This window comes from Streptococcus sp. Marseille-P7375 (genome assembly GCF_902460365.1).
Taxonomy (GTDB): domain Bacteria; phylum Bacillota; class Bacilli; order Lactobacillales; family Streptococcaceae; genus Streptococcus; species Streptococcus cristatus_I.
This window is the reverse complement of record NZ_CABPTR010000001.1, coordinates 197,717-217,080: the sequence shown is the minus strand read 5'-3', so window position 1 is coordinate 217,080 and position 19,364 is coordinate 197,717. Positions and strand designations below refer to the sequence as shown.

General features: G+C 43.1%; 15 protein-coding genes and 2 pseudogenes. 6 read left to right on the top strand and 11 right to left on the bottom strand.

Annotated elements, in window-relative coordinates:
* The 5 genes from FZ954_RS01085 to FZ954_RS01065 form a co-directional block, all read right to left on the bottom strand.
* Positions 1-579 (bottom strand): HAD-IA family hydrolase, encoded by a 579-nt coding sequence (locus FZ954_RS01085; RefSeq protein ID WP_187423307.1) that lies wholly within the window; start codon positions 577-579, stop codon positions 1-3.
* A 122-nt stretch (positions 580-701) separates the two neighbouring features.
* Positions 702-1,250 (bottom strand): DJ-1 family glyoxalase III, encoded by a 549-nt coding sequence (locus FZ954_RS01080; RefSeq protein WP_148876364.1) that lies wholly within the window; start codon positions 1,248-1,250, stop codon positions 702-704.
* A gap of 36 nt (positions 1,251-1,286) precedes the next feature.
* A complete protein-coding gene (locus FZ954_RS01075) occupies positions 1,287-2,519 on the bottom strand; it encodes an FtsW/RodA/SpoVE family cell cycle protein (RefSeq protein ID WP_148876361.1) in 1,233 nt (410 codons plus the stop codon).
* A gap of 12 nt (positions 2,520-2,531) precedes the next feature.
* On the bottom strand, positions 2,532-3,506 hold the full coding sequence (locus FZ954_RS01070) for a YeiH family protein (RefSeq protein WP_148876359.1): 975 nt from the start codon (positions 3,504-3,506) through the stop codon (positions 2,532-2,534).
* A gap of 115 nt (positions 3,507-3,621) precedes the next feature.
* Positions 3,622-6,066, bottom strand: coding sequence for a bifunctional DnaQ family exonuclease/ATP-dependent helicase (locus tag FZ954_RS01065; protein WP_148876356.1), 2,445 nt, complete (start codon positions 6,064-6,066; stop codon positions 3,622-3,624).
* A 132-nt stretch (positions 6,067-6,198) separates the two neighbouring features.
* Between FZ954_RS01065 and FZ954_RS01060 the strand changes: the two genes are divergently transcribed.
* Positions 6,199-6,831 carry an MBL fold metallo-hydrolase gene (locus FZ954_RS01060; protein WP_148876354.1) on the top strand — a complete coding sequence of 211 codons (633 nt, stop codon included), beginning with the start codon at positions 6,199-6,201 and terminating at the stop codon, positions 6,829-6,831.
* Positions 6,832-7,299: 468 nt separating this feature from the next.
* Here FZ954_RS01060 and ftsX read toward each other — a convergent pair whose 3' ends face one another.
* The 3 genes from ftsX to prfB form a co-directional block, all read right to left on the bottom strand.
* Positions 7,300-8,226, bottom strand: a complete 927-nt coding sequence (gene ftsX / locus FZ954_RS01050) for a permease-like cell division protein FtsX (RefSeq protein ID WP_148876348.1) — start codon at positions 8,224-8,226, stop codon at positions 7,300-7,302.
* Positions 8,219-8,911 carry a cell division ATP-binding protein FtsE gene (ftsE, locus tag FZ954_RS01045; RefSeq protein WP_148876345.1) on the bottom strand — a complete coding sequence of 231 codons (693 nt, stop codon included), beginning with the start codon at positions 8,909-8,911 and terminating at the stop codon, positions 8,219-8,221. The genes ftsX and ftsE overlap by 8 nt, the downstream gene beginning before the upstream one ends.
* Positions 8,912-8,965: 54 nt before the next feature.
* A protein-coding gene (gene prfB, locus FZ954_RS01040; protein WP_111705360.1) for a peptide chain release factor 2 occupies positions 8,966-10,061 on the bottom strand; the annotation gives its coding sequence in 2 pieces (ribosomal slippage) (positions 8,966-9,988 and positions 9,990-10,061; 1,095 coding nt in all).
* A 235-nt stretch (positions 10,062-10,296) separates the two neighbouring features.
* Between prfB and FZ954_RS01035 the strand changes: the two are divergent.
* Positions 10,297-10,503: pseudogene (locus FZ954_RS01035) on the top strand (phosphoesterase); the annotation flags it as partial.
* Here FZ954_RS01035 and FZ954_RS01030 read toward each other — a convergent pair.
* The 3 genes and pseudogenes from FZ954_RS01030 to FZ954_RS01020 all read right to left on the bottom strand — a co-directional run bounded on the left by FZ954_RS01030 (position 10,497) and on the right by FZ954_RS01020 (position 14,669).
* Positions 10,497-11,288, bottom strand: a pseudogene (locus tag FZ954_RS01030) (DUF2785 domain-containing protein). The pseudogenes FZ954_RS01035 and FZ954_RS01030 overlap by 7 nt on opposite strands.
* A gap of 88 nt (positions 11,289-11,376) precedes the next feature.
* Positions 11,377-14,073, bottom strand: coding sequence for a cation-translocating P-type ATPase (locus FZ954_RS01025; protein ID WP_148876343.1), 2,697 nt, complete (start codon positions 14,071-14,073; stop codon positions 11,377-11,379).
* A 191-nt stretch (positions 14,074-14,264) separates the two neighbouring features.
* Positions 14,265-14,669, bottom strand: a complete 405-nt coding sequence (locus FZ954_RS01020; RefSeq protein ID WP_187423306.1) for a DUF1934 domain-containing protein — start codon at positions 14,667-14,669, stop codon at positions 14,265-14,267.
* Between the two features lie 117 nt (positions 14,670-14,786).
* Here FZ954_RS01020 and FZ954_RS01015 point away from each other — a divergent pair, with 117 nt between their 5' ends.
* Genes FZ954_RS01015 through FZ954_RS01000 form a run of 4 tightly spaced genes read left to right on the top strand, consistent with a single transcriptional unit; the run spans position 14,787 to position 19,364 of the window.
* The gene (locus FZ954_RS01015) at positions 14,787-16,088 is read left to right on the top strand and encodes an HD domain-containing protein (protein ID WP_148876337.1); all 1,302 of its coding nucleotides are present in this window, start codon (positions 14,787-14,789) and stop codon (positions 16,086-16,088) included.
* Positions 16,089-16,090: 2 nt separating this feature from the next.
* Positions 16,091-16,900 carry a sugar-phosphatase gene (gene yidA, locus FZ954_RS01010; RefSeq protein ID WP_148876334.1) on the top strand — a complete coding sequence of 270 codons (810 nt, stop codon included), beginning with the start codon at positions 16,091-16,093 and terminating at the stop codon, positions 16,898-16,900.
* Complete coding sequence (locus FZ954_RS01005; protein WP_187423305.1) at positions 16,900-18,114, top strand: aminoacyltransferase; 1,215 nt, start codon at positions 16,900-16,902, stop codon at positions 18,112-18,114. The genes yidA and FZ954_RS01005 overlap by 1 nt, the downstream gene beginning before the upstream one ends.
* Positions 18,115-18,128: 14 nt before the next feature.
* A complete protein-coding gene (locus FZ954_RS01000; RefSeq protein ID WP_148876329.1) occupies positions 18,129-19,364 on the top strand; it encodes an aminoacyltransferase in 1,236 nt (411 codons plus the stop codon).

Genomic DNA, 19,364 nt, shown 5'->3' with positions numbered 1-19,364 from the left:
TTATTCCTTTTCTAGTTCAATATCTACAAATTCTTCAAGATTTCTCATATTATCAAAGAGATAGCAGCTAAAGCCTGCCGCCTGACCAGCTTCGACATCAATCGGTCGATCTCCTATAACCAGACCAGACTCAATCTGGTATTTATCTTTTAAATACAGCATAGACTCAGGATCTGGCTTGCGTTTAAAACCATTAGCAGCCGTCACTACTTCTGTAAAATAACCACTGATCTGCGTCTTCTGCAAAATCTCTAACACCTGATCATCTCGGTGAGAAATTAAAAAGTTTCTGCCACCCTGCTGGATAATTTGTGCTAATAATTCTGAAGCTCCCTCAAACAAAATCGGATGTTCTAATTCCTTAGCCTCATTTGCCTTATAAGCCTTTAAAAATTCCTTATTTACAGGGGCAAACTGGCGGACCGCATAATCTGTCGAGACCTTGAGAGCCTTATACACTTCATCATGACTCGCAGTCAAACCAAAGTCCTGCAAGGTATGGACAAAAGCTGCGGTTGAAGTCTCATAATTATCCAAGAGAGTCCCACCCAAATCCCAGATGTAATCTTGATAATTCATACCCTTTATTATATCATATTTTTTGAAAAAAAGGGCTTTTATTTATGATGAAATAGCATATTTTCATCGATTTTTCATCCAACTTAGACAGAAAAAATTCACTCGAAAATCGAGTGAATTTTTTACTTCTCAAAAACATCTTTAAAAAGCATAGAACTTGCCAATTGATCCGCATCTCCGCCTAGCTGGTGAACCAACTCATAGGCAAAAGGTAGGGCTGTAGATGGGCCACGGCTGGTGATTAACTTTCCATCTACGACAACGGTCTGCTTCTGATAGCTACCGTTCTCAATGTTGGCTTCCACTCCATCGTAGCAAGTAAAGTTCTTGCCATTTAGCAGACCTGCGCGGTCAAGGGCAATCGGAGCCGCACAAATCGCTGCGACAAATTTATCTTCTGCTTGAAATTCCTGTAGAACTTCCATCAAGCGGTCATCATCTCGCAGATTTGTTGATCCTGGCATACCGCCTGGAAGAACGACCATATCATAAGCAGATAGATTCCCATTCCAGACTTGATCGGCTTTGACAGTAATCTGGTGAGAGCCTGTCACAGACTTCTCAAAACCAATCATATCACAGATAAAGCCTGCGCGACGCAAGACATCGACAACGGCGAGGGCTTCAATTTCTTCAAAGCCATTGGCTAACATGAGAGCTACTTTTTTCATGTACAACACCTTTCTAGGATACAAGGTATCCACTTCTTATTTTATTTTTCTAAGTACAATTTTTTTACGAACAGGCGGAGTCACCGCATGCTTCTCCTCTTCTAAGCTATTTTGATAAGAGACAGACAGTAGGAGACCGATTCCGATGAGATTGCTGACGATGGAGGAGCCACCTTGAGAAATGAAAGGAAGCGGAATCCCTGTCAAAGGCAAAATCCCTGTCACAGCACCAATATTTTCAAAAATATGAAAGAGCAGCATCATAATGAGACCGGTCGAGATATAGGTGTAGAACTGATTGTTGGACTTAATAGTAATCTGAAGCATACGATGAATCAAGAACAGATAAATAACAATCACCAAACTCGAACCAAGAAAACCAAAATCCTCCGCAATCACGGTGAAAATCATATCACTTTCACGGACAGGTACTAGAAGATTTGAGACATTAAATCCTTGACCTAGCAAACCACCACTTCCAATAGCAATCTGTCCCTGTGCCTGCTGATAAGTCACTGTCTGAGCATATTCAAAAGGATGGAGCCAGGCTGAGATTCGATTGATCTGGTAAGTCGGCATCCCTAAACCATGTAGAAAAGCACGCCCACCATTTGAAATAAAGATCAACATAAAAACAGTAAAAAGAAGGGATACTGTCAAGAAAACCGGTAGAATAATCTTCCACGAAACACCAGATAAGAGAACAAGGCCGCAGTAAATCGCAGCAAATACTAGAGCTGTCCCCAAATCACTCTGCAAGGCCAAAAGCAACAAAACAGGTAAGGTATATAATGCTAATTTTACAATCAAAAAGAGATCTAAAGCAATGGTCCGCTCATAGTTCTTATTTTGCTGCAGAAACTTCACTACAACTCGCGACAGCATCAAAATATATGAAATTTTCATAAATTCAGATGGCTGAAAGAGGGTAACACCGCGAATAGATACCCAGTTTTTCGCCCCTGTAGAAGCCACTAAGCTTTCACTATAAAATACAAGTGGAAGAATCATAAGTCCTAAGCCTAAAACATACAGAAAAGGTGTCATCTTCCAAAGAAACTTAGTGTTAAAAAACATAACGATAAAGCTAATCAGAAAGCCTAATAAAATCCAAACTACTTGCTGACCAACAATCTGCAAGACATTATTTGGATAATCATGGCTAACCGCTATATAAATAGCCGTAACTCCGATTGATAGTAAGAGCAAGACAGGTAAAAGCAAGCTGTAATCAATCCGAGACTCAAATGTTCTTTGCTGTGAAGGCATAATTTTCCTTTCTTACAAAAAATATTGGATAATCAAGCTAGAAACTGCGACGCAGAACCAAGCAAAAGCTCCGGTTAATAATGGTCCCGCTCCAGCTTCCTTGAACTGTTTGAATGAAACCTTGGCTCCAATTCCGGCTAAGGCCATAGCCATCAGCCATTGGGACAACAGCTTCGTGTAAGGAACTAGATTTGATGGGAAAATTCCCAAACTACTCACTACAGAAGCCAAGACAAACCACAAAATAAACCAAGGAAAAATTTTCTTCAAGTCTACTTTTTGAGCTGACCGCTTATCTCGGACATATCGATAACCTGCAAAGATGAGACAGGCGGGTACAATCATCAAGGCTCGGCTCAGTTTGACAATGGTTGCCAAATCTCCCGCCGCTTGACTGTAAGTATAACCTGCCGCAACGACTGACGAAGTATCATTGATAGCCGTTCCTGCCCAAGTTCCAAAATATCCATCGGACATTTGCATGAGATGCCCTAAAAAAGGAAAGATAAAAACAGCTAAAATATTGAAAAAGAAGATGGTTGAAATGGAAAGAGCAATCTCCTCTTCTTCTGCTTCTAAAATAGGCGAAGCTGCTGCAATAGCTGAACCACCACAGATTGCCGTTCCAAAGCCAATCAAAATGGTTAAAACACGTCTCATCTTGAAGAACTTCCCAGCTGCATAGGCCGCCAAGAAAGCAATTAAAATAGTTAAAATACTAATCTTCAGAGAGGACAAGCCCGTTGCAGAGACCTTGCCGATAGACATGGAAAAACCTAAAAAGATAATAGAATATTGAAGTAGTTTCTTTCCTGCATAGGTCAAGCCCGGCTGAAAAGCATCTGGAAGTTTCCATAAATTACTGAGCAAAATTCCTAAAACGATGGCAAACACACTGGATCCAATCAGCGGAAACCAATTTCCTAAACAAATGGAAATAGCTGCTATCGCAAACGATAGAGCAATTCCTGGTAGATTCTTTTTCACGTCATAACCTTCTTCCTATTCTTTTCATTATAGCAGATTTTTGGCATCAGTAGCCTAGAAAATTTGCAATCATTTAGAAAAACAGCCAGATAAAATTGACTGTTTTCAAGCAGTTTTAGTCGAAAAATTCTTTTAATTCCTTTACAATATCCTGCTGCGACAGCATTTCTAGAGATGCCAGCTGATTTAGATTTTGCTGGATTTGCCGACCGTAGCGCTTAGTTGAAATACGATTGTCCAGAAGAATAACCGCCGACTTCTGATGTTCATTGCGACGGGTTCGCCCCATGGCCTGCTTCAATCGTAAAATAGCCGACGGCAACTGATAATCGTAAAAAGGATTTTTGCCTTCTGCCTTCAGATGATGATTGATTTTTTGCACAAAGAAATCTTTGGGATTATCAAAAGGAATCCTCGTGATGAGCTGAATGATTCGCTCTTGCTGAGCAAAATCCGCTCCTTCCCAGAAACTGCCTGCTCCTAGCAAGATGGGCGCCTCTCCCTTGTCAAAGCGCCGCTTGATATTGGCTGGCTCGCCGTTCTTATACTGGGCCAAATGTGGCAAGGTCAGCTGGTCTGAAGTGACCAGCAATAAATCCTTGGAGGTAAATAGAACCACCATCGGCAGATTTAGTGGAGCTAAGCTCTCCAAACTTGCGACAATCCTCTCAGCATATTCCTGCGTTGATAAATCCACCACATCTGGAAAATCCAGATCTAAGAAAAGTTTCTGCAGGGGCTTCTTTTGCTGAGGAAGTTTATAAAAATGATAATCCTCAAAACCTAGTAATTGAGGCAAATTTACCTTGGAACTAATCTCCAAAGTAGAGGAGACTAAGATAACCTTGACGGTATCAGGCAGGAAATCCTTAAATCTCATGAGTTCTGAGCGCCCAGCATGAAGCCTTGTCACCCGATGATCTGCAAATTGTTCTTCCGTTAGCCAGTAGTATTGGTACTTGGTTGAAAACAATTCCCTGAGCTCTGGCAATAAGCTCTCATCCAGCTCAGACACATCCTGACGCAGCTTGGCTATCTTCTTGGAATCCAATTCACTGGTCTTACCCCGCTGCTTTTCAGCAGCATCTGCCAGTTCAAATTGGATGCTTTGCAAGAGTCTTTCTTGTAAAATCCGTTTTTCTGTCTGCATAGCTTGGCTGATAGTTTGCAATTGCTTGGTCAAATTGATACTGGCCTGCGAAAAACTTTCCAAGGCAAAAAACATTTTCTGAGCCTCGTCCACCACCAGCATCCGATTGTCCAGCAAAGACTGGTCATCTTCAAGGCGCGTCAAAAGATAAGCATGATTGGTAATCACGACACGACTGCTAGCTGCCTTGACCTGCCCCAGACGCCAAAAATCCTCTTCATAAAAGAGCGAATGTTTACTTAATTTCCCATCATGGCGTATCTGGCTAAAGTAAGACTCGAAACGATAAGCCTGACCGATTTCATTTAAATCACCCGTCTCCGTCTCTGTCAGCCAAACCAAAAGCTGCATTTTGCAACGATTAACAAGTCGATTATCATCCAAAACCGATAGACTTTGATAAAAATGATCTAATTTCAGATAATTTTCGGGACTTTTGAGATTATGGAAGGAGATATGAAAGACCTCTTCCAAAAGCCGACCTTCCTTTTGCATCAGCTGGTCTTGTAAAATCTTCGTCGGAACGGTCACCAAGACCCTTTCCTGACCATGAGCCAAAATAGGTAATAAATAGCCAAAAGTCTTGCCAAGCCCTGTCTGAGCCTCCAAAAAGCTAGCCGCAGTCTGACTAAGCGCCTCAGTCACATATTGCGCAAATCTCAGCTGGTCAGGGCGCTCGTCCAGCCCCAGCAGATAAAGGTTGGTCAGAAAGTCCTGTGAAAGTTTCTTCTCAGGCGGCAAGATTTTCGGCCTTTTCAAAAAGATGTCATGCGTCTCCTGCAAAGCCTGACCAGAATAGTCTAGCATCGACTGAAAAATCTCTTCGATCGCTAGCCGTGACTCATAGATGAGACTATCAGAAAATTCCAGAACCTTCTCTAGCAAAGCCTTTGGCAGTCCTGCCATCTTTTCCTGGATTTTTAGAAATAGCTGAGCTGTCGCCTGAGCATCTGCCAAAGCTGTGTGAGCATTTTCCAGAGGAATTTCCAAAAGCTCGCACAGATTTCCCAAGGCATATTTATCAAAGGTCGGGTAAAAAACCTGAGCTAGTTCCACCGTATCTACTCTTGGAGTCAGCAGGTCAAAGCCTTCCCAAAAGAGAGCTTCCGCCAAAAGATTGGCATCAAACTTGACATTATGGGCGACAAAAATCGCATCCTCAATCAGCTCGTAAACTTCACGGGCAACCTGTGAGAAATCCGGAGCTTGACGCAAGCGCTGATCATCCAATCCTGTCAGCTGTTTAATATGCTCATCCAGATCCTCATGCGGATTCACATCTGTTTCATACGTTTGGCAAATCACCCCGTTTTCAATGATGACAATGCCGATTTGAATAATTTTTGCATTGCTGTTCGCACTTGTAGCCTCCAAGTCGATGACAGCATATTTATAGTTCGATTGTGTCATACTGCTATGATTATATCACAAATGCTAGCCTGAGACATCTGAAAATAAGCTGAGCCCCAAAATTAATTTTGTGCAAAATTTCTGCTTTTTTGTTACACTCTTTATTGAGAAAACATACGCAGAGGAAGCCCAATGAAAGTTCACAAAATTGTCAATCTCATCGCTTTTGAAAATACTTATATCCTTGAAAATGACCGTCATGTCATCGTAGTTGATCCCGGCAGCGACTGGCGAAAAATCCAATGCAAGCTAGAAGAAATCGCTAAGCCCATCACTGCTATTTTGCTGACTCATACGCATTACGATCATATCATGAGTCTGGATAAGGTCCGAGATAACTTTGCCAATCCACCCGTCTATGTAGCTGAGAGCGAAGCAAGCTGGCTCTATACTCCGACAGATAATCTATCTGGTCTTGACCGCCATTCAGATTTAGAAGACGTCATTCTCAGACCTGCCGAACATTATTTCGCCTATCACCAAGACTACCAACTAGACGACTTTCATTTCTATGCTGTGCAGACACCTGGTCATTCTATTGGAGGAGTTTCCATTATTTTCCCAGAAGAGCAGGTCGTCCTGACTGGTGATGCCCTCTTCCGTGAGACCATCGGCAGAACAGATCTACCGACTGGTAATATGGACCAGCTCCTTGCTGGCATCCGCGAAGAGTTATTTGTCTTGCCCAAAGACTATCGTGTCTATCCCGGCCATGGAAATGACACAACGATTGGTCACGAAAAGAATTTCAATCCATTTTTCTAATAAACTAATAACGAGGCAGAAATCAAGACTGCCTCATTTTTTTATCTAGTAAATAACTATTTCTACATCTGCAGATGAAATTAGAATGAAAAGTCAGGAAATTGCCTCTATGACTCCCATGTCTTTTCGCTTTTTGCTTATTATGATATACTTAGTTCATAGAAAACAAAGGATGGTCTTCATGATGGATAAAAGAAAAATTTTGTTAATTCTGCTGGCTATTTCAGCTATGATAACTCTCCTTGGATTAGGTTTTTCTGCTTATAATTTTTATGTTTTTGACAAGCCTTTTCTAAACAGTACCACAAAAGGCCTCCTGTCTGCATTCTTTTTTACCCTCATTATAATCAGCCTCGGCCTATCGAAAACAAGGCGATAACAATAATTTATATTTTTAATGCAATAAAAAAACAAACACCAAATGATGTTTGTTTTCAATCCGAACAGCCTTTGTAGGCTGTTTTTTTATTAAATCTTCAAGAAGCGTCTCATAGAAATGGATGAACCAAGTGAACCGATAAAGATTCCCAAGACTGATACAGCCCCAATCATAGCAGGGACAAACAGGTTTGGCTCAATCATGGAAAGATTTTGCGCAACGAGATTTTTATTCATGGTTTGATAGGCCATATTATAACCAAAATAAACTAAAACTACTGGCAAAACTGAACCTAGCAAACCGATCCAAGCGCCTTCAAATAGGAAGGGACCGCGGATATAGCTATTTTTTGCACCCACTAAGCGCATAATCTGAATCTCACGACTCCGTGAAATAATAGTAATCCGAATCGTATTGGAAATCAGGAAGACTGCAATAAAGATGAGCAAGCCTGCCCCTACCAGTCCCCATACTCGGATAAAATCAGATAAGGCAAACAGTTTTTGCGTATTAGCTCCACCATCCTGCACTTCCGAAACGCCTTCCAGCTTCTTGGCTTCTGCCGCAACAGAATCTACGTATTTATGCTCTGTCGTGTCGACAATGTAAGCATCATAAAGTGGGTTTGAATCTCCCTCAAAGACCTTCCATTCACTTCCCATTGTCTCTGTCAGCTTTTCATACTGTTCTTCTTTACTTGAATAAGTAACCTTTGAGACATGATCCATCGAAGTTAGGGCGTCATAAATCTTATGGTAATCATTATTTTTAACGGTCTGACCTTCTTTAACGATTGTTTTGCTGTTGTCAGCGATGTCTTTACGCATATAGACAACAATACGAACGTTGTTTGAAATATCAGACGCTAGCTTTGCGGTATTTAAAATAACAGAGGCAAAGATAGCAACTAAACTGAGAGTAATCGTAACTGAACTCACAGCTGCGACTGTCATCCAACCATTCCGCTTAAGGCTCTTAAGCGATTCAATCAAATGACGGAAAAACCTTCTAATCATCGTATCCGTATTCTCCTTCCGCTTCATCACGTACCACACGGCCATTTTCAATAGCAATAACGCGGTGACGCAGAGTATTTACAATCTGGCTATTGTGAGTCGCCATCAGGACTGTAGTTCCTTGCAAGTTAATGCGCTCCAGCAAATTCATGATTTCCCATGAATTATCTGGATCCAAGTTACCAGTCGGCTCGTCAGCAATCAAGACCTGAGGGTTGTTAACAATGGCACGCGCAATCGCAATCCGCTGCTGTTCTCCCCCTGATAACTCATTCGGGAAGGAGCGAACCTTGTGCTTAAGGCCAACCAGATCCAAAACTTCCATGACGCGTTTCTTGATATTTCTACGACGCTCACCGATAACTTCCATAGCATAGGCAATATTCTCATAAACGGTCTTTTTAGGAAGTAATTTATAGTCTTGGAAAACCACACCAACTCTACGGCGCAGCATTGGGATATCCCGTTTCTTGATTTTCCCCAAGTTAAACCCTGCTACAGCGAGGTTTCCTTTATCGATTTTAATTTCACGATAGAGGAGTCGAATAAAGGTTGATTTTCCTGCTCCTGATGGACCTACAATATAGGCAAATTCACCTGGTTCGATACGTATAGATACACCACGTAGAGCAGTTGTCCCGTTGTCATACTTTTTAACAACGTCTTTCATTTCAATCATTGACATGAATTAGTACAATTCCTTTCATCAGAGTTTTTATCTAGCGATTTCACTCTGTTTTTAGTTGAGTCTCCATTTTAAATAGGCATCAATAAAGCCGTCTAAATCTCCGTCCATAACCTTATCCACCTGAGCTACCTCATAGCTGGTTCGATGGTCTTTGACCATTGTGTATGGAGTAAAGACATAAGAACGAATCTGACTGCCCCAAGAGATTTCTTTCTTATCTCCCTTAAGCGAGTCGACTTCTGCTGCTTTTTTCTCTTGCTCCAACTGATAGAGCTTAGCCTGCAGCATTTTCATAGCCCGGTCACGGTTGCCATACTGGGTCCGGTCAACGGTAGACTGTACGACAATTCCTGTCGGAATATGGGTCAATCGCACACCAGTTGATACCTTATTGACGTTTTGTCCGCCGGCTCCGCCTGAACGGAAAGTATCCATCTTAATGTCATCATCACGGACTTCTACTTCAATAGTATCGTCCAACTCTGGCATAACCTCTACTGAGGTAAAGGAAGTATGACGACGTTTCGCTGAATCAAATGGCGAAATCCGAACCAAGCGATGAACGCCCATCTCTGACTTGAGTAGACCATAAGCATGCGGCCCTTCAAATGAAAGGGTTACTGACTTAATCCCAGCCTCATCACCAGCCTGATAGTCCAAGACTTCTACTTTGAAGCCCTTGGCATTGCCGAAGCGCGTGTACATTCGCAGCAGCATATCGCCCCAATCCTGAGCCTCTGTTCCACCAGAACCTGGGTGAATTTCAAGAATGGCGTTGTTATTATCATAAGGCTCTGACAGCAAGAGAGTCATCTCATAGCTAGTCATCATCTTCTCAAGCTCGGTCAACTTTTCTTCCAGCTCTTCCTGAACCGAGTCGTCCTCAGCCAGAAAATCAAGCAAGATTTCCGATTCATCAAAAAGCTCGGTCATCTGATGGAAATTTTCATAGGTTTGCTTGAGTTCATTGAGCTCTTGAGATGTCTTCTGGGCTGCAATGTTATCGTCCCAAAAGTCAGGTTCTGTCATCTTATTTTCTAAGATGGCAATTTCTTCTTCCAGACCTTCTAAGTCAAAGAGACCCCCTGAAAGAAGCTAATTTTTCACGATTTGCGTCAATCTTTTGACGAATTTCTGAAATGTCCATAAATACCTCTTTTCATATATCGTTTTATTATAACACATTTTCAGACATTTGCCTAATCAGATAATGAAGCACCTTCATTTTATACAATTTTTAGTAGATAGGCAAGAATGGGAGCTGCTTGTTACGGAATTGTTAAAAAAGTAATATAATGACATGGGTTGCTAGGATTATTTCAAGACTTCCCAGCCTTTATCCACGAAAATGAGCTGGTTTCTGGTCAGCTCCAAAGCCGTGTTATCGACGACTTCCGCTGGGCTACATCCGTGAATGGGAACTGACTCGAAACTTTTTTAATGACTTTCCTCAGTATCAGATTCCCCAGATGTACCGCCTGCACAAGCGTTATAATGCTGTTAAAGATTTAGTCGAATTTCGAGACTATAAGAAAAAACACCTGGCAGACGAACTGCGAGATGCTTTAATAGTAATTGAAGTTCAGTAATGGAAATGTTGAATAGCAGTTCTCAGCTCATCTGAGAGCTGTTTTTTGCTGTCCAACTGCACATAGACTTCTAATAAACAGGAGCGAAAATTGGAAAAAGCTATGAAGTCTTGCTTGCTTTCCAAGGGAAAATTCTGTGATTGAAGCCACAGTCTCAATTCATGCTGCGACAGTTTTTCCTTTAAAACAGCTTGATAGAGCACCTGGGCTAAGCGCCAGTCCTCATCATTTCCGAAACGGACTGGAACTCTTTTAAAAACTTGATGAAGAACCTCTAAAACCTCTGGCATCCTACTGGAGGGAAAGGCCGGATGACAAGCCACTTCTGTCAATAAGTCTGCTCCATGAGCGAAGGCATGAACCCAACCGTATTTCCTAGAGTAACCCCTTGTGTCTCTTTCGACTGACAAGTAGGTTAGCCCCTTATCTAGTAAATATTTTCTTTCATGCACTGATAAAGCCTAAGAATACGAAGAGTCTGGATTACCATCGCAGTTTAAGAGATTAGCATAAAGTAAAGCCGTGAAGGAACGTGTTAAGGTGGCTTGACCATTTTCGTCACTCTTGTAAAAAAGTCCTTGTCTTTTGACTGCTTCTTGAGCCAAGAAACGAAACTGTTCAACTGAAAATAGGTCAGTCTGAAGTCCCCTTGCCAAGGACGAAAAGACTAACTCATCACGGATTGTCGCTTCTGGATGACCAATATGATCCAGCAACCATAAGATTTCTTCCTCATAATACAAAGGAGAAGCTTCTTCCAACTTCTTTCGTAAATTTTGATACATACTTTCACCGTCCTTTCGAGTTGCTTTCTTTGAACTTGATTATACCGCCTTGTACGCAAAAAAGCCATCCGCAGATGGCTTTTTGTTGTTAAATAGCATTTTTATCCATACCCAATTTACGTTGGATGAACTTCACAATTTCAACAATGATAATCATAGAGAAACTGCCGATCAGGACAACAGCCCATTGAGTCACATCTAACTTGGTCACATGGAAAATCTTTTCCAACGGATCAATCACAATGGTTGAAACCAGTAGAATGAAAGAAACCAGAATAGACCAGTTAAAGGTCTTAGACTTGAATGGTCCAACTGTAAAGATAGATTGATAAACAGATTTCACATTGTAAGCATGGAAGAGCTGAATAAGTCCAAGGGTCGCAAAGGCCATTGTCAGAGCATCCGCATGGATCGCTTTTACATCACCAATATGTACAGGATTAGCAATAGCATAGCCATAAACTGCTAACACCAGAGCACCTTGCAGCAGTCCTTGATAGATGATGGAACTCATGACACCACCAGAGAAGAAGCTAGACTTACGGCCACGAGGCTTGTGAGTCATGACACCTGGCTCAGCAGGTTCAACCCCCAAGGCGATAGCTGGGAAGGTATCCGTTACTAGGTTTATCCAAAGCAGATGAACGGGCTGCAGCACATCCCATCCAAAGAGGGTTGCCAAGAAAATAGTCAACACTTCAGCTGTATTAGCTGAAAGGAGATACTGGATGGTCTTTTGAATGTTTGAGAAGACCTTCCGTCCTTCTTCAACTGCGACGATGATGGTAGCAAAGTTATCATCTGCGAGAATCATGTCAGATGCTCCCTTAGAAACCTCTGTACCAGTGATTCCCATACCGATACCGATATCGGCTGTCTTCAAAGCTGGTGCGTCATTGACACCATCACCTGTCATGGCAACGACCTTACCTTGGTTTTGCCAAGCTTTGACAATCCGTACCTTATGCTCAGGAGAAACTCGGGCATAGACAGAGTATTGGCCAACCACTTTTTCAAATTCTTCGTCTGAAAGTTCATTGAGTTCAGCACCAGTCAAAACATGGTCTTCCGTATCTCCAGCTTCAATGATTCCCAAGCGCTTAGCAATCGCTTCTGCTGTGTCTTGATGATCACCGGTAATCATAATCGGACGGATACCAGCTTCCTTAGCAACGCGAACCGCTTCTGCTGCTTCTGCACGTTCTGGGTCAATCATACCGATTAAACCAGTAAAGATTAAATCATTTTCTAGATTTTCAGACGTCAGGTCAGTCGGAACTGCATCAATAATCTTGTAAGCACCAGCCAAGACACGCAGAGCTTGGTGAGCCATTTCTGAGTTATTAAACTTGATCAACTGTGAAGTAGCGTCATCAATCGCTGCAACATCTCCAGCCTTATCACGCGCAACACAACGTTTCAAGAGTTGGTCAGGAGCTCCCTTGACTGCCACGAGGAATTTCCCGTCTGGTAATGGGTGAACGGTAGACATGAGCTTACGGTCTGAGTCAAATGGTAGCTCAGCCACACGAGGATATTTCTCTAAAAATCCTTTAACATCATAGCCCTTGTCCAAAGCATACTGGATAAAGGCTGTTTCCGTTGGGTCACCAATTAGCTTCCCTTCTTGGTCAATCTTGGTATCATTGGCTAAGACAACCGAACGTAAGAGCGGCAGCTCCAAGCCAAGTTCAATATCTTGCCCAGCTTCATTCAGGACTCCGTCGTAAAAGACTTTTTCAACCGTCATCTTATTCATGGTCAGAGTACCGGTCTTATCTGAAGCGATAATTTCAGTTGAACCAAGTGTTTCTACTGCTGGCAATTTACGGACAATCGAATTCCGTTTAGCCAAAACCTGTGTTCCCAAAGCTAGAACGATGGTAACGATAGCTGGCAGACCTTCTGGAATAGCCGCAACTGCCAAGGCTACAGATGTCATCAGTTCACCAAGCGGATCTTTTCCTTGAATGAAAACACCAACTACAAAAGTTACCGCAGCAATCACCAAGATCGCATAGGTCAGAACCTTAGACAGGCTATTGAGATTTTGCTTGAGCGGTGTGTCAGTCTCATCTGCATCTTGCAACATGCCTGCGATATGACCGACTTCTGTGTACATCCCGGTATTGACAACAACCCCTACTCCACGACCATAAGTGACATTGGAGTTTTGGAAGGCCATATTGACCCGGTCGCCAATACCAGCATCTGCAGCTACGTAGACAGTCAAATCTTTCTCAACTGGCACAGACTCACCTGTCAGAGCGGCTTCTTCAATTTTCAGGGAATTAGCTTCCAAAAGTCGCATATCTGCTGGGACAACATCACCGGCTTCCAGTCTGACGATATCGCCAGGCACCAAATCCTTAGAATCAACCTCTGTGACATGGCCATCACGCAGGACACGCGCAGCTGGACTGGACATAGATTTGAGAGCCGCAATGGCTTCTTCAGCCTTACCTTCTTGGTAGACACCAAAGATAGCATTGATGATGACAACAGCTAAGATAATCACAGCATCCGCAATATCCTCACCACCTGACGTCACAACAGACAAGATAGCCGCTACCAACAAGATGATAATCATCAAATCCTTGAACTGCTCAATAAATTTCATCAAGAGAGTCTTTTTCTCTCCTTCTTCCAATTCATTACGGCCATAATCAGCTAAACGCTTGGTTGCTTCTTGGCTGGTCAATCCTTGTTCGGAAGCTTCCATTGCTTGCAAAACTTCCTCAGGACTTTGCGTATAAAAAGCTTGGCGCTTTTGTTCTTTTGACAAAATGTCTCCTCCTTTTGATGGGCCTCTTTAAAAATAAACAAAAAAGAGACCTGTTGATTAACAAGTCTCGCTATTTCATACAAGGCCGGAAATTTCTTTCGTATTGACGACCTTGTAACGGTAAAACCGTTAGCTACTCCCTTGAGTGTATTTATTATACCAAAATTTTTGTATTTTTCAAGGCAAAGCTGTTATTTTTCAATCTTTTCTTCCTTCCATTCGATTTTCATCTGATAGGAAGCAAAAATCTGATCGTCGTTGGCTCTTTTCAAATCATAGTGAAGTTCCAAAGCCTGATTTTCTGCATCTAAGTGATAGTGCTGAGTATCCGTCACAAACTGTTGAACCCCCAGCGGAGTCGGGATAGAAACTAAATGCTGACCATTCTTGATAAAATGAAGAATGGTTTTCGGCTCAGAAAAGCGGGTCATAGTCAGCTTATCCCCATTAAACTTGAGAACAACCTTTTCCTGCTCCTCACTCTGATAAACTAAATAGTGATAGTCCCCTTTTCGTGTCCATTCTACATCATAGACCTGGTCAATCAACTCCATTTGCTCATCTAACTTGATTTGATTTCTCATTCTAATTTTCATGATTTTCTCACATTCCTTGTTTCTTTCCTCTATTTTACCAAAAATTTCTTGAGAATTCTTCCTTTCTACTTCAGGCTTTGAATTTCGTCCACTGAGCATTTATGATATAATAGGACTATGATTGAAAAAGTATTTCGAGATCCCGTCCATAATTATGTGCATGTGGATCATCAGGTCATTTATGATTTAATCAATACCAAAGAATTTCAACGGCTGCGCCGCATCAAACAGCTGGGTACTTCTGGCTATACTTTTCACGGCGGGGAGCACAGCCGTTTTTCGCATTGCCTGGGTGCTTACGAGATTGCCCGGCGCATCACCAAGATTTTCAATGAAAAATATAGCGATGTCTGGGATAGTCACGAAAGTCTGCTGACCATGACGGCTGCTCTTCTGCATGACTTGGGACATGGCGCTTATTCACATACTTTTGAGCGCCTCTTTGATACCGATCATGAGGACATTACGCGGCAAATCATCACCAGTCCTGAAACAGAGATTCATCAGGCCTTGGTGCAGGTTTCGCCAGATTTTCCAGAAAAGGTAGCTAGTGTTATTAACCATACCTATCCCAATAAGCAGGTGGTCCAGCTGATTTCCAGCCAAATTGATGTGGATCGGATGGATTATCTCTTGCGGGATTCCTTCTTTACTGGTGCTTCCTATGGGCAATTTGACTTAACCAGAATTTTACGAGTGATTTGTCCAGTAGAAAATGGCATCGCCTTCAAGCGCAATGGCATGCATGCGGTAGAAGATTACGTTGTCAGCCGCTACCAGATGTACATGCAGGTTTATTTCCACCCGGCCAGCAGGGCTATGGAAGTTTTGCTGCAAAATCTGCTCAAGCGGGCCAAGTTTCTCTATCCGGCCCAGAAGGATTATTTTGCCCTGTCATCACCCAACCTCATTCCATTCTTTGAAAACAGGGTGACCCTGCAGGATTATCTGGCCTTGGATGATGGTGTCATGAATACCTATTTCCAAGTTTGGATGACTAGTCCAGACAAGATTTTATCTGACTTAGCTCAGCGTTTTATCAACCGCAAGGTCTTTAAGTCTATCGTCTTCTCTCAGGAAAACGAAGGGCATTTGGATATCATGCGAGACCTAGTTGGACAGGTTGGTTTTGACCCTGATTACTATACTGCTATCCATCGTAATTTTGATTTGCCTTATGATTTCTACCGGCCTGACGTTGAAAAACCCCGGACCCAGATAGAAATCCTGCAAAAAGATGGCAGCTTAGCAGAACTGTCCAGCCTGTCTCCTATCGTCCACTCGCTAGCAGGGACCAGACAGGGCGATAATCGCTTCTACTTCCCCAAGGAAATGCTGGCAGATACAGGACTGTTCAGTGAGAAGAACCAGACCTTTATGCACTATATCAAAAACGACCAATTTACCTACGGAGAATAAATATGTCTATCAAATTAGTTGCCGTTGACATTGACGGTACTCTCTTAAACAACCAAAAAGAAATCACGCCTGAAGTCTTCAGCGCTGTTCAGGATGCCAAGGCTGCTGGTGTCAAAATCGTTATTGCAACCGGCCGTCCTATTGCAGGAGTTCAAAAACTCCTAGAGGAGCTAGAGCTCAACCAGCCAGACAACTATGTCGTGACCTTCAACGGCGGACTGGTGCAGGATACGGTCACAGGTCAAGAATTAATCAAAGAAACACTGACCTATGACGACTATCTGGATATCGAACTGCTCGGGCGAAAATTAGGTGTCCACATGCATGCCATCACCAAGGACGGCATTTATACAGCCAATCGCAACATCGGCAAGTACACTGTTTACGAGTCCAATCTGGTCAGCATGCCTATCTTCTACCGCACACCTGAAGAAATGGCCAATAAAGAAATCGTTAAGTGCATGTATATTGATGAACCAGAAATTCTGGATGCGGCCATTGCTAAGCTGCCACCGGAATTGGCCGAAAAATATACACTGGTTAAATCCGCTCCCTTCTATCTAGAAATTGTCAAAAAAACTGTCAATAAAGGAGCTGCTATCCTCCATCTAGCTGAAAAACTTGGCTTGAGCAAGGAGCAGACCATGGCTATCGGTGATGAAGAAAACGACCGCGCCATGCTAGAAGCAGTCGGCTCTCCTGTTGTCATGGAAAACGGCAGAGAGGAACTCAAGAAAATCGCCAAATACATCACCAAGTCGAACGAAGAATCTGGCGTAGCACACGCTATTAGAGAGTGGGTTTTAAAATAATGTTTAGCTACAAAATTGGAATTTCAGCTCAGGAACACGATGATTTTGTCACAGCTCATCCGCAGGCCAATCTCCTTCAGAGTGCAGCCTGGGCTCAAATCAAGGACAACTGGGGAAATGAGCGCTTGGGCTTCTACAAAGATGGCCACTTGGTTGCTGCAGCCAGTGTCCTGATCAAACCACTGCCCTTGGGGATGACCATGCTTTATATCCCGCGCGGTCCTATCATGGACTATAGTGACAAGGAGCTGCTGACCTTTGTTTTGGCGTCGCTCAAGAAATTTGCCAAGGAGAAAAAAGCTCTTTTTGTCAAATTTGACCCTAGCCTCTTTCTGGCAGAAAGCAAGATGGGTGGCGAATTGCAAGACAAAGCCGAGACGGTTGAGCTGATTCAACAGTTACAGGAAGCAGGAGCTGTCTGGGTTGGACGGACTGAGTCTCTGGACGAAACCATCCAGCCTCGCTTGCAGGCCAATATACATAAAGAAGATTTCAGCGAGGAGCTGCTTTCTAAGAGTACTCGCCAAGCCATTCGTACAGCCCGTAACAAAGGCATTCAAATCCAATTTGGCGGAGCAGAACTATTGGATGACTTTTCAGCCCTGATGAAGAAAACGGAAAATAGAAAAAACATCCACCTGCGTGGCAAAGACTATTACCAAAAACTATTGGATACTTATCCTGAGCACTCCTACATCACCTTGTCTAGCATTGATCTAAAGGCACGCTTGGAAGACTTGCAGACTCAGCTGACCAAGACACTCAAGGAAGCAGAGAAATTTACCGAGAAAACCAAGCCCGGCAAGATTGAGAATAACCAGCAAGAACAGAAACGCCTCCAAGAAGAGATTGACTTTCTGCAGGACAAAATCAGCCAAGGGGCTGCTGTCGTTTCCCTGTCTGGCACACTGGTCTTGGAATACGGCAAAACCTCTGAAAATATCTATGCCGGGATGGACGAGGAGTACCGCCGTTACCAGCCAGCCATCATCACTTGGTACGAAACAGCCAAACATGCTTTTGAGCGCGGAGCTGATTGGCAAAATATGGGCGGAATCGAAAACGACCTCAAGGGTGGTCTCTATAGCTTTAAATCCAAGTTCAATCCGACCATTGAGGAATTTGCTGGTGAGTTTAACCTTCCGACCAATCCCCTCTACCATCTTTCCAATTTCGCTTACACCTTCAGAAAGAAACTGCGCAGCAAGCATTAACAGAAAGGAAGCCTATGACCTTTAAACTTCTCAACCAAGAAGAATTCATCCAGCATACCTCAGCTAGCTCCCAACGCTCTTTTATGCAGACCGTGGAAATGGCAGAGCTGCTGAGTAAGCGGGGCTTCAGTACCCAGTATGTCGGCTACACCGACCCGCAGGGACAGGTCGTGGTGTCTGCTGTCCTTTACAGTATGCCGATGACTGGCGGCCTCCATATGGAAATCAACTGCGGCCCTGTTTCTACCGATGCTCAATACCTGACTCCCTTCTATCAAGCTTTGCAGGCTTACACTAAAAAAGAAGGCGCCCTGGAGCTCATCATCAAGCCCTACGAGACTTATCAGACCTTTGACAGCAATGGCCAGCCCACATCTGATGAAAAAGTCGAGCTTATCCAGCAACTGACTGATTTGGGCTTTGACTTTGACGGCTTACAGACAGGCTATCCAGGCGGGGAGCCTGATTGGCATTATGTCAAAAACTTAGCTGGTCTGACGAAGAAAGACTTGCTCAAGTCCTTCAGTAAAAACGGTAAGGCGACAGTCAAAAAGGCTAATACCTTTGGTATCAAGCTAAAAAGACTAGAACGTGACCAACTTAGCGTTTTCAAAGACATCACAGCTGCCACTTCTGATCGGCGGGAATATGATGACAAGCCATTAGACTACTATCAAGATTTTTATGATAGCTTTGGTCAGCAGGCGGACTTTATGGTAGCCAGCCTTAACTTCAAGGATTATCTTCAGAACTTACAAAAAGACCAAGAGAAACTGGGCCAGAAAATTCAGAAACTGCAGGCTGACTTGGAAAAAAATCCTCAATCTGAAAAGAAGCAAAACCAGCTGCGAGAGCTTTCCAGCCAGTTTGATAGCTTTGAAACCCGCAAAGCAGAGGCCCAAGAGCTGATTGACAAGTACGGCGACCAAGACCAGATCCTGGCTGCCAGCCTCTTTATCTACACCCCCCAGGAAGCAACCTATCTCTTCAGCGGCTCCTATCCTGAGTTTAATAAATTCTACGCTCCAGCCCTGCTGCAGGAATACGTTATGACCGAAAGCATCAAGAGAGGCATTCCATTTTATAATTTCCTCGGTATTATGGGAATTTTCGACGGTTCTGACGGTGTTCTGCGCTTCAAACAGAACTTCAACGGCTTCATCGTCCGAAAAATCGGGACTTTCCGTTATTATCCTAACCCACTCAAGTTTAAGCTGCTTCAGCTCATAAAGAAAATGCTAAGACGTTAA

Bases quoted from the DNA above. Each gene is read 5' to 3' on its own strand.
- FZ954_RS01085 (WP_187423307.1), bottom strand. From the start codon at position 579: ATGAATTATCAAGATTACATCTGGGATTTGGGTGGGACTCTCTTGGAT.
- FZ954_RS01080 (WP_148876364.1), bottom strand. From the start codon at position 1,250: ATGAAAAAAGTAGCTCTCATGTTAGCCAATGGCTTTGAAGAAATTGAA.
- FZ954_RS01075 (WP_148876361.1), bottom strand. From the start codon at position 2,519: ATGCCTTCACAGCAAAGAACATTTGAGTCTCGGATTGATTACAGCTTG.
- FZ954_RS01065 (WP_148876356.1), bottom strand. From the start codon at position 6,066: ATGACACAATCGAACTATAAATATGCTGTCATCGACTTGGAGGCTACA.
- FZ954_RS01060 (WP_148876354.1), top strand. From the start codon at position 6,199: ATGAAAGTTCACAAAATTGTCAATCTCATCGCTTTTGAAAATACTTAT.
- ftsX (WP_148876348.1), bottom strand. From the start codon at position 8,226: ATGATTAGAAGGTTTTTCCGTCATTTGATTGAATCGCTTAAGAGCCTT.
- ftsE (WP_148876345.1), bottom strand. From the start codon at position 8,911: ATGTCAATGATTGAAATGAAAGACGTTGTTAAAAAGTATGACAACGGG.
- FZ954_RS01020 (WP_187423306.1), bottom strand. From the start codon at position 14,669: ATGAAAATTAGAATGAGAAATCAAATCAAGTTAGATGAGCAAATGGAG.
- FZ954_RS01015 (WP_148876337.1), top strand. From the start codon at position 14,787: ATGATTGAAAAAGTATTTCGAGATCCCGTCCATAATTATGTGCATGTG.
- yidA (WP_148876334.1), top strand. From the start codon at position 16,091: ATGTCTATCAAATTAGTTGCCGTTGACATTGACGGTACTCTCTTAAAC.
- FZ954_RS01005 (WP_187423305.1), top strand. From the start codon at position 16,900: ATGTTTAGCTACAAAATTGGAATTTCAGCTCAGGAACACGATGATTTT.
- FZ954_RS01000 (WP_148876329.1), top strand. From the start codon at position 18,129: ATGACCTTTAAACTTCTCAACCAAGAAGAATTCATCCAGCATACCTCA.